The 10291-nt window shown below is 64.2% G+C and carries 11 protein-coding genes and 1 pseudogene; 7 read left to right on the top strand and 5 right to left on the bottom strand.

Annotated elements, in window-relative coordinates; translation table 11 throughout:
* From ACK41X_RS20895 to ACK41X_RS20885, 3 genes are all read left to right on the top strand, one after another.
* The coding region (locus ACK41X_RS20895; RefSeq protein WP_409727354.1) for a vitamin B12-dependent ribonucleotide reductase at positions 1 to 3713 on the top strand (3713 nt) is incomplete at its 5' end.
* Between the two features lie 144 nt (positions 3714 to 3857).
* On the top strand, positions 3858 to 4394 hold the full coding sequence (locus tag ACK41X_RS20890) for a hypothetical protein (protein WP_409727351.1): 537 nt from the start codon (positions 3858 to 3860) through the stop codon (positions 4392 to 4394).
* 251 nt (positions 4395 to 4645) lie between these two features.
* On the top strand, positions 4646 to 5074 hold the full coding sequence (locus ACK41X_RS20885) for a hypothetical protein (RefSeq protein ID WP_409727348.1): 429 nt from the start codon (positions 4646 to 4648) through the stop codon (positions 5072 to 5074).
* A 153-nt stretch (positions 5075 to 5227) separates the two neighbouring features.
* Here ACK41X_RS20885 and ACK41X_RS20880 read toward each other — a convergent pair whose 3' ends face one another.
* Positions 5228 to 5782, bottom strand: a complete 555-nt coding sequence (locus ACK41X_RS20880) for a hypothetical protein (protein WP_409727345.1) — start codon at positions 5780 to 5782, stop codon at positions 5228 to 5230.
* A gap of 811 nt (positions 5783 to 6593) precedes the next feature.
* Between ACK41X_RS20880 and ACK41X_RS20875 the strand changes: the two genes are divergently transcribed.
* Positions 6594 to 7106 carry a peptidase M15 gene (locus ACK41X_RS20875; protein ID WP_409727342.1) on the top strand — a complete coding sequence of 171 codons (513 nt, stop codon included), beginning with the start codon at positions 6594 to 6596 and terminating at the stop codon, positions 7104 to 7106.
* Between the two features lie 88 nt (positions 7107 to 7194).
* On the opposite strand, the gene ACK41X_RS20870 is transcribed toward ACK41X_RS20875, so the two are convergent.
* From ACK41X_RS20870 to msrB, 4 genes are all read right to left on the bottom strand, one after another.
* A complete protein-coding gene (locus tag ACK41X_RS20870; protein ID WP_409727339.1) occupies positions 7195 to 7509 on the bottom strand; it encodes a hypothetical protein in 315 nt (104 codons plus the stop codon).
* A gap of 155 nt (positions 7510 to 7664) precedes the next feature.
* Positions 7665 to 7970: an ATP-dependent Clp protease adapter ClpS gene (gene clpS, locus ACK41X_RS20865; protein WP_409727337.1), complete on the bottom strand. Its 306-nt coding sequence runs from the start codon at positions 7968 to 7970 to the stop codon at positions 7665 to 7667.
* 6 nt (positions 7971 to 7976) lie between these two features.
* Entirely contained in the window at positions 7977 to 8333 is a 357-nt protein-coding gene (locus ACK41X_RS20860) for a hypothetical protein (protein ID WP_409727334.1), read from the bottom strand.
* Between the two features lie 77 nt (positions 8334 to 8410).
* Positions 8411 to 8818 carry a peptide-methionine (R)-S-oxide reductase MsrB gene (gene msrB / locus ACK41X_RS20855; protein ID WP_409727332.1) on the bottom strand — a complete coding sequence of 136 codons (408 nt, stop codon included), beginning with the start codon at positions 8816 to 8818 and terminating at the stop codon, positions 8411 to 8413.
* A gap of 119 nt (positions 8819 to 8937) precedes the next feature.
* Between msrB and ACK41X_RS20850 the strand changes: the two genes are divergently transcribed.
* From ACK41X_RS20850 to ACK41X_RS20840, 3 genes and pseudogenes are all read left to right on the top strand, one after another.
* A complete protein-coding gene (locus ACK41X_RS20850; RefSeq protein ID WP_409727329.1) occupies positions 8938 to 9474 on the top strand; it encodes a DUF6790 family protein in 537 nt (178 codons plus the stop codon).
* A gap of 76 nt (positions 9475 to 9550) precedes the next feature.
* Positions 9551 to 9787 carry a hypothetical protein gene (locus tag ACK41X_RS20845; protein ID WP_409727326.1) on the top strand — a complete coding sequence of 79 codons (237 nt, stop codon included), beginning with the start codon at positions 9551 to 9553 and terminating at the stop codon, positions 9785 to 9787.
* 178 nt (positions 9788 to 9965) lie between these two features.
* Positions 9966 to 10291, top strand: a pseudogene (locus ACK41X_RS20840) (DUF2147 domain-containing protein); the annotation flags it as partial.

Genomic DNA, 10291 nt, shown 5'->3' with positions numbered 1-10291 from the left:
TCGGCTTCCGCCTGACCACGAGCGAGATCAAGAACCCGGACGGGTCGGTCGTGTTCCGGCTGGAGAATGTGGAAGTGCCGGAATTCTGGTCGCAGGTCGCCTCCGACGTTCTGGCGCAGAAATATTTCCGCAAGGCGGGCGTGCCGGCCGCGCTGAAAAAGGTTGAAGAAAATTCGATCCCCTCGTTTCTGTGGCGCTCGGCGGCAGATCACGCCGCCCTGTCGCTGTTGCCGGAGGGCGAGCGCTATGGCGGCGAGCATTCGTCGAAGCAGGTGTTCGACCGGCTCGCCGGCACCTGGACCTATTGGGGCTGGAAGGGCGGCTATTTCGACAGCGAGGCCGACGCGCAGGCCTTTTTCGACGAGCTTCGTTACATGCTGGCGATGCAGATGTGCGCGCCGAACTCGCCGCAATGGTTCAACACCGGGCTGCACTGGGCCTATGGCATCGACGGTCCCTCCCAGGGCCATTACTATGTCGATCATGAGAGCGGCGAGCTGAAGAAGTCGGAGAGCGCCTACGAGCATCCGCAGCCGCATGCCTGCTTCATCCAGTCGATTGCCGACGACCTGGTGAACGAAGGCGGCATCATGGATCTGTGGGTGCGCGAGGCGCGCCTGTTCAAATACGGCTCCGGCACCGGCTCGAATTTCTCGGCGCTGCGCGGCGAGGGCGAGAAGCTGTCGGGCGGCGGCAGGTCGTCCGGCCTGATGAGTTTCCTCAAGATCGGCGACCGTGCCGCGGGCGCGATCAAGTCGGGCGGCACCACGCGTAGAGCGGCGAAGATGGTGGTCGTCGATGCCGACCATCCGGACATCGAGCAATATATCGACTGGAAGGTGAAGGAGGAGCAGAAGGTCGCGGCCCTCGTCACCGGCTCCAAGATCAACCAGAAGCATCTGCGCGCGGTGCTGAAGGCCTGCGTCAATTGCGAGGGCTCCGGCGACGATTGCTTCTCGCCCGACAAGAACCCGGCGCTGAAGCGCGAGATCAAGCTCGCCCGCAAGGCCTATGTCCCCGACAACATGATCAAGCGCGTGATCCAGTTCGCGCGGCAGGGCTATACCGACATCGATTTTCCGATCTACGACACCGACTGGGATAGCGAAGCCTATCTCACGGTTTCCGGACAGAATTCGAACAACTCGGTCCGCGTCACCGACGACTTCCTGAAGGCGGTCGAAAATGACGGCGACTGGAATCTGACCTGGCGCAAGAACGGCAAGGTCGCAAAGCCGCTGAAGGCGCGCGCGCTCTGGGAGAAGATCGGCTATGCCGCCTGGGCCTGTGCCGATCCCGGCCTGCAATTCCACACCACGGTGAATGACTGGCACACCTGCCCGGCCTCGGGCGAAATCCGCGCCAGCAATCCCTGCTCGGAATACATGTTCCTCGACGACACCGCCTGCAATCTGGCGTCGCTGAACCTGCTCACCTTCCGCGACAAGGACACCAAGGTGTTCGACGTCGCCGCTTACGAGCATGCGGTGCGGCTGTGGACCATCGTTCTCGAAATCTCGGTGATGATGGCGCAATTCCCGTCCAAGGAGATCGCGCAGCTGTCCTACGAATATCGGACGCTCGGCCTGGGCTACGCCAATATCGGCGGGCTTCTGATGTCGTCGGGCATTCCCTATGACTCCGACGCCGGCCGCGCCATCGGCGCCACGCTGACCGCGATCATGACCGGCATTTCCTACGCCACCTCGGCGGAGATGGCGGCGGAGCTCGGCGCCTTCCCGGGCTATGCGAAGAACCGCGAGCACATGCTGCGGGTGATGCGCAATCACCGCAGAGCGGCCTATGGCGAAGCGGCGGGCTACGAACAGCTCGGCACCAATCCGGTGCCGATCGAGGCGCAGCATTGCCCCGACCAGAATCTGGTGAAGCATGCCCGGCTTGCCTGGGATAAGGCGCTGGCGCTCGGCGAGCAGCACGGCTACCGCAACGCGCAGGCGACCGTGATCGCGCCGACCGGCACCATCGGCCTCGTGATGGATTGCGACACCACCGGCATCGAGCCCGACTTTGCGCTGGTGAAGTTCAAGAAGCTCGCGGGCGGCGGCTATTTCAAGATCATCAACCGCGCCGTGCCGGAAGCCTTGCGCGCGCTCGGCTATAGCGAAAGCGAGATCGCCGAGATCGAGGCCTATGCGGTCGGCCACGGCAACCTCGCCAATGCGCCGGCAATCAACCACGCCACCCTGAAGGCCAAGGGCTTCACCAACGAGGCCATCGCGCTGGTCGAAAAGGCGCTGCCGACCGCCTTCGACATCAAGTTCGCGTTCAACAAGTGGACGCTCGGCGAGCAATTCTGCCGCGATGCGCTCGGCGTCTCGCCGGCCGATCTCGCCAACCCGACCTTCGACCTCCTTGCGCATCTCGGCTTCACCAAGCGCGAGATCGAGGCCGCCAATATCCATGTCTGCGGCGCGATGACGGTGGAAGGCGCGCCGCACCTGAAGCTTGCGCATTATCCGGTGTTCGACTGCGCCAATCCCTGCGGCCGCACGGGAAAACGCTATCTCTCGGTCGAAAGCCACATCCGCATGATGGCGGCGGCGCAGCCCTTCATCTCGGGCGCCATTTCCAAGACCATCAACATGCCCAACGAGGCCACGGTCGAGGATTGCAAGAACGCCTATCTCCTGTCCTGGAAACTGGCGCTGAAGGCCAACGCGCTCTATCGCGACGGCTCGAAACTCTCGCAGCCGCTCAACGCGCAGCTGATCGCCGACGAGGACGACGAGGACGACGACATCGAGGCCTTCCTCGAGAAGCCGCAGGCTGCGCGCACCGCGCAGGTCGCCGAGCGGATCATCGAGAAGGTGGTCGAGCGCATCACCGTGATCCGCGAGCGCGAGCGCATGCCGGACCGCCGCAAGGGCTATACCCAGAAGGCGGTGGTCGGCGGCCACAAGGTGTATCTGCGCACCGGCGAATACGATGACGGCCGCCTCGGCGAAATCTTCATCGACATGCACAAGGAAGGCGCGGCATTGCGCTCCTTCATCAACAACTTCGCGATCGCGGTCTCGCTCGGCCTGCAATATGGCGTGCCGCTCGAGGAATATGTCGACGCCTTCACCTTCACGCGGTTCGAGCCCTCGGGCCCGGTGCAGGGCAACGACTCGATCAAGTTCGCGACCTCGATCCTCGATTATGTGTTCCGCGAACTCGCGGTGAGCTATCTCTCGCGCTTCGATCTGGCGCATGTCGATCCGTCGGAAGGCGGCTTCGACGCGCTCGGCAAGGGCGTGGAGGAGGGCAAGGCGCCTGAAGGCTCCCTGCCCCAGCCCGCGGCGAAATATCTGTCCAAGGGCCTGACCCGTTCGCGCACCGACAAGCTTGGCGTGATCTCGGGCGGCACCCATCATGCCGGCGGCGCAGCGAGCGGTACGGCCGGCGGCGCGGCCCAGCAGGCGGCGGGCAACGTGACCTCGTTCCGCACCGAGGGCGCGGTCGCGCTGAAAGGGGGCGCGGCTCCCGCGCTCGATCTCAATCCGGTGGCCGAGCGCATGCGCGCCATGCTGGACGAGCCCAAGGTCCAGAACCAGACGCTGCCCAAGGCCGCGATCTCCGAGCGCCGCGCGGAAGCGAAAGCCCGCGGCTACGAGGGCGAGGCCTGCGGCGAGTGCCAGAACTTCACGCTGGTGCGCAACGGCACCTGCATGAAGTGCGATACGTGCGGTTCCACGACGGGGTGTTCGTGAGTGCCGTTGGAGGCTGACCGGTGAGATTTCCGGCCAGCCTCCAGAAATTTGATATATCCGCCAGAATAAAGAAATTTCTGACAGAAATTTCTGATTGACAGCGTCATCCTCCTGTCCTATCTGTACCGCAGAAAGGATCGAGCCATGACGAATCGATCGCGCGCCGCGCTCCTAGAATTTCTGGATTATCTGTCTAACAAGGGCTTGATGAATCGGACAACAGTTGCGGCCCGGAAAGCCGCAGCGAACAAGATTCTCGGGATTCTCGACGACGCCGAAGCAGCAGACGTTGCGCAGCTAGACATTGACGTAGTGATGGGCCGCTTCCTCAATCTGGAGGGCGGCAAATACACTCCTGAGAGTCTGAGCGCCTACAAGAGTAGGCTGAAGTCAGCGATTGACGACTTTTTGCGCTACCAAAAGGATCCGCTGAATTTCAAGCCGTCGGTATCGGCGGCCCCTCGCAAACCCGAGAAATCTGCGACCTCAGCCGGCGAAGGCGCTACTGCCGAGCAAACCATGAAGGCCGCGGTCGAACCGCCTCCAGCGGACGTGAACATCATCCCGATTCCTCTTCGTCCGAATCTCACGATCAAGATTCAAGGCTTGCCGTTCGATCTGTCGGGCGCAGAAGCCAACAAGATCGCAAATGTCATACGGGCGCTTGCGAATGAAGATTGATGTGGCAGTCCAAACGCCATATCCGCTCGGCACCGGCCGAGTCCGGGGCCGCTGGGTCTAGGGTCCAAACCTAGTGTCCCAGCGGCTCCACCCATATCAACCGCAACCGGCCGATATATCGACAATACTCGTTCGTCCTATCTGAGCAAATGACTCTAAGCGGTCCGGTGTTCCGAATCAGATAATGGTGTCCCATTAGCGTCAGCCGGGGTGCCCCGGCCCTCAAAACCACATCGACACCGGGGACATTCATGACCTTCTCCCGCCTCCGCGTTTTCGCCTTAGCGCTGATTGCGCTCGGCTTCGCCACGACCGCAAAAGCCGATACCGGCACGGTCCATATCCGTTTCCTGAAAGGCGGCTGGGTGATCGGCGGCACCATCGGCGAAGGCACGCTGACCTTCCGCGGCCGCCGTTATCCGCTCGCCATCGGTGGCTTAAGCTACGGCCTCACCTTTGGCGGCGCGGCGATCAACCTGCGTGGCACCGTCTCCAACATCAATTCGCCGCGCGATGTCGAGGGCGTCTATGGCGCGGGCTCGGCCGGCGCCGCGGTGATCCGCGGACCGCAGGCCGTGGTGCTGACCAACCAGCGCGGCGCTGTGATGCAGCTCGCCGGGACCCAGACAGGACTGATGGTCAATCTCGATCTCAACGGCATGGCGCTGAGCTTGAAGTAAGCGGCTCGCGCAGACCACATTACGCGATGGCCGGGCTCGTCCCGGCCATGCTGTTTTTTGTAGCCGGATGGAGCGAAGCGAAATCCGTGGAAATCGAGTCCGCGCTTGGCATCAGCCCCGCATCGCGCGCGGCTTCATCCCAGCGAGGCGGCCCTACGCCGTGAACTGCCCCGCAATATCCCACCAGCCCCGCGGCTCGTAACCACCGGCAACAGGAGCGTCGATGCGCTTTTCGGCAAGGCGCCGGAAACCCGCCGTCATCTGTTCGGTAAAGCGGCCGAGGTTGATCAGTCCGTAGCGCCCGTCATCGATGCCGTACATCAGTTCCGTCATTTCGGCGAGGCGTGCCGCCATTGCACCGGCAAAACGATGGCGCACGATGCCGCCGGGAACCGTGAGCAGCAGCACCACAAGCAGCGGATCGGCCGGCATCAGCTCCCAATCCCCGAGCCGTTGTTGCGGTGTGATTGCTTCGTCGAGCGGCGCGTCCGCCTGTGCCTCGATCACGGGTAACCATTCGGGCGCACGCACAGCCGGATCGCGTGTATCCAGCGCAATGGTCTTGCCGACAACAACATAACGCACCGCGACGCCGGTCATCTCTGCCAGCGCCCACCGCCAATCGTTGAAGCACGTCACCCTCCCGCGGTAGCATTCCGGGATCTCGATTTCCTCAAGCGTGATGAAGGCCGGCGAATTCGAGCTCATTTCTGTGTTTGCGCTCTCCGATGTCGGCGCCGTCAATCGTTGCACATGCTTGCCTGCCGCGGCAAGCATGGCGTAGCCCGGATAAGCGCAGCGAAATCCGGGAGCGCCCCGCATTGCGTTTCGCCCCATGCGGGCTGCGCACATCACCGGACCTCATCCCATGGCTGCTTGCGTGCGCCGTGCAGAATGCGCAGCACCCGGGCCTCGTCCGGAGCGCCCTCGCAAGAGATGACGTAAGGAAAGCGGCGAGCGGCAGCCGCCGCACGTCTGGGCGCTGCTCGACCGGCTGCGCGGCTTCGGGATGACGCACGATCAGATCGAAGGCACGTCTACGACGGTCCTGCCGGTGGGTGACAAGGCGGGTGCCTGGGGGCATCGGATCCGTGCGCCGGCAGGTTGGCAGCGATCACGAATATCGCACCGGCGTTACAGAGAACCGCGCCTCGGGCCGGACGCCCCGCCGCTTCTCGGATTCATTAATCCGGCAAAATCGCGGCGCGCAGGCGGCGCGTTGCGTTTTCGGCGGAATTTTCCCAGGAAATTGGAAGGCGCCGCCGCGCAATGCGGAATTTCTGCGGCAAACGGTGCGCAGCCCTCCAAAAGCGGCTGCTATGTCCTTGTTGCACAAGGGGTATTCGGCAGGAGCCGTCACGAAATCGCCGCATCCGGTGCTTTAACCGCGGCCCTGCGGTTTCCGTGAAGGCCCTGGGCGATGTGACACGCCAGGACCAGCGATAGCCGGACGGCAGCGTCGTCCTCCTCACGCTTCGCAACACAGACCGCCTGTCCTCAACAACAAGAAAGAGGTTCAATGCGTATCGCAACTCCGGCTGCCGTTTTGCTGGCTGCTACCCTTCTCCCCGCCCTTCCCGCCACTGCGCAAAATGCCGACGACATATCGAGCACGCATGGCATCCACACATCGCAGTTTCAAGAGTTCGGTCCGTTCCGCACCGCGCATCGCACCGGCCGCCGCGGCAGGGCCACGAGCGGCGCCAGCGCCTCGCGCGCCTGCCTCACCGGAGAGACCCGCGCATTGCTGTCGCGGTTCGAAGCGCGTTTCGGCACCGTGAAGGTGATTTCCACCTGCCGGCCCGGCGCGGTGATCGCAGGCTCCGGCCGGCCGTCACAGCATCGCTACGGCAAGGCGGTGGACTTCATGCCCAAGCCCGGCCAGCGCGCGGCGATGCTCGCCTGGCTGCGCTCGCATGCGAATGGCGCGGTCATCACCTACGGATCGGGCCATATCCATTTCGATACCGGCGGCTATCGCAACTTCGCCGTCAGCGCCAAGGCGCGCCGCGCTCAGGCCCGCGCACGCTGAGCGCATAATGCCGACACCCGTCCGGCGACGGTCGCTTCGCCGGACGGGCCGTGTCGTCGTCGGTGCGAGAAACCGGTCCGCCGCCCGCTCAATGCTGATGCAGGAACTCGCGCATCGCCGCGGCGCTGCGCTCGGCATCGGCCTTGTCGGCGGCGGGCAGCGCAAAGGCCGCCCCGTCGCGCGACACCAGCATCGTGCTGCAGACCTCGACACCGGACGCGCGGTCGACGCCGATATCCAGTTTAACATCGGCAATGTCGTCGAGCTTCATCTCGGCCGGCTTCATCTTCACGAACAGGAATTTGCGCTGCATCACGGCCTTGCCGCCGCTGCGGTCGAGCGTCAGCGTGGTGCCGCCCGAGCGCAATTCCAGCGCCTGATCGGTGCGCGTGATTTCCGTCATTGCAAGCCTCCGCGTTCGGACACGGTGTTGTCACGGTAACGCCGCAGGCGGCGCTTCGAGCTTGGACAGCGCGTCGCGCGGCAATATGCGCGGCGAGGGTCATCGCAGATTTTACGGATGCATAGAGCGCGTGCGCCGCAGCAAACCTGCGGTCGTCAGGTTTCCGGCTCGGTGGTGAAGAACAGCGGATAGCCGTGCTGCTTGCCGAGTTCGGTCGCCTCCTTCGCCTTGGTCTCGGCGACATCGCGGGTATAGACCGCGATCACGCAGGCGCCACGCCGGTGCGCCGTCATCATCACCGCATAGGCGCGTTCGGCGCCCATGCGGAATACCGCCTTGAGCACCTGCACAACGAATTCGCGCGGCGTGTAATCGTCGTTCAGCAAAATCACCTTGTAGAGCGGCGGGCGCGCGGTCTTCGTCTTCGTCCTGGTGCGCGTCTTGACGATCGGCTGCGCCATGACCGGTCACCCGCTCACGATGAAGGTGACGCCGACGCCGCGCTCCTTTGCGCGGCGTGCGAAGCGCGCCAGTTCGGCCAGCCAGTTCCGTGCGGCGGGCGGCGCATTCTGCATCTCGGTTTCGATCAGCGCGACCAGAGCGGGAAGCTGACCCTCGCCGAACGAAAACTCCTCATAGCAGGCAATGATGCCGTCATGCGGCAGCCCGTGCATATGCTCGCACAAGGCGGAATTCTCGAATGCCCGCCACGCATCCTCGGGAATTGGGCGGCTCTCGAAATGCGCATCGTCCGCAGGATCCCCCGGCGTGACGTCGTCGATCCACGGACCGCGGGCCGCATAGACGCGACCGATTTCGCGCATGCCGGTTCCGGGCATGGCACAGTCCCCGCGCAAGTCTGCGCCGAGCATAGCCGCTCGGTTGCGGGCTGGAAACGCCCTCAGCCGGCCGGCTTGAAGTTCAGCGCAACCCCGTTGATGCAATAGCGAAGGCCGGTCGGCGGAGGGCCGTCCGGAAAGACATGGCCGAGATGGCTGCCGCAGCGGCTGCAATGCACCTCGGTGCGGACCATGCCGAAGCTGCGGTCCTCGGTGGTTTCGACCGAGCCGGGCTCCGGATCGTTGAAGCTCGGCCAGCCGGTGCCGCTTTCGAATTTCCGGCCCGACCGGAACAAAGGCTGCCCGCAGCCGGCGCATTCGAAGGTGCCGGCCCGCTTCTCGTAATTCAGTGCGCAACTGCCCGGCCGCTCGGTGCCGTGCTGGCGCATGATGTAATATTGTTCGGGCGTCAGCAGCGCACGCCACTCGGCTTCGCTGCGGGTGACGGGATAGGTCTTGGTGTCGCTCATGTTCTCGCTCATGGCCGCAAATATGGGGCGGGCAGCGCAGCCTGCCAAGCCCGCGCCGGCGCGAGGACGCATGTGCGGCGGCAGGCGATCCCGGCGGCCGTGACGTGTAGAGAAGCCGCATGATCGAATCGCTGATCCGCTTCGCCTTGTCGAACTTCACCCTCACCTTTCTGGTGATGGGCCTGTTCGCATCCGCCATCGCCTATTTTGCAAAGCCCGCGCCGCGCAGCAATGCGCAGCTCGTCGAGGCGCTGTTCGCCTATTTCCTGCTGTTCTCGATCGGCATCGGCTTTCTGTACAATTTCGTGATGCATGTGTTCTTCGGGGAGATGGCCGCGCGCTTCATCGGCTGGGCCGACAGCCCGTTCCAGACCGAAGTCGGCTTCGCCAGTCTCGGCTTTGCGGCGGTCGGCTTCCTGGCCTTTCGCGGCGATCGCGGGTTGCGCATCGCGGCGGTGGTCGGCCCCTCGCTGTTTCTGCTCGGCGCCGCCGGCGGCCATATCTACCAGATGGTCAGCGCGCATAATTTTGCGCCCGGCAATGCCGGCATCATCTTCTGGACCGACATTCTCATCCCGGCGATCGGCTTCTGCCTGCTCTGGCTTGAGGCGCAGTCCGGAACGTCCTCCGCCCGGGCCGCAAGCAAGGCCCCTTGAACAACAAGATGTGCGTTGCGACTCGCGAGCCCTGGAACGAGACTGCAGTGTTTTGAACGGGCTGGGGAAAACGACCATGGCGAGACGAACCACACATCGCAGTTCAACGGGCACCAAGCTCTACGCGGTGCGGGACAAGGAAGGAAAGTTCAAGGACATCCAGACTTACAAGCGCGCCCACGGCATGGACATCAAGCGCAAGGCCAAGGACGAAATGCCGGCGGCGAAGAAGGCAAAAAAAGCCGTGAAAGCCAAGAAAGCCACGAAAGCCACGAAAGCCACGAAAGCCACGAAAGCAAAGAAGCGGAAGTAACCGTTACCGCGTTGCGCAAGTTCGAACGCGCGCCGCGGGCCATGCGACTGACAAGGACCGTCTTTCCGTTTTGACCAAGGAGAAGGTTATGTCGAAATCGCGCAGCTATTCCGCCTCGTGCGCCGCTACTTGCGCCCTCACTTGCGCCCTCACTTGCGCCCTTGCCGCGGCGGTCGTCGTGGCGGGGCCTGGCATCGCCGAAGCACAACAGGGGCCCGCGCGGCAAATCCAGGTGCTGCCCGCCCCGGGAGGAGACGGCGCCCCCGCGCCTGCCGAACCGGCCGCAGCTGCGCCCGACAATGCCGAACCGCCTGCGGTTGCGCCGCAACGGCGCCGGCCGGGCCGTCCGGTGCAGCAGGCGGCTCCCGCTCCCGATACGGGGCCCGACGCGGCCGCGGCTCCGCCTGGCGCCGATGCAGCACCCGCCGGCGCGCCGCCGGTCGCAGCCGTGCCGCCAAAGGTGGCGAAGGAAGGCCCGCCGGCGGTCCACAGAAAGCCGGTGGC

It is taken from the genome of Pseudorhodoplanes sp. (assembly GCF_046289595.1).
Classification (GTDB): domain Bacteria; phylum Pseudomonadota; class Alphaproteobacteria; order Rhizobiales; family Xanthobacteraceae; genus Pseudorhodoplanes.
Note: the sequence above shows the minus strand (reverse complement) of the source record. Positions and strands in the feature narration are given on the sequence as shown.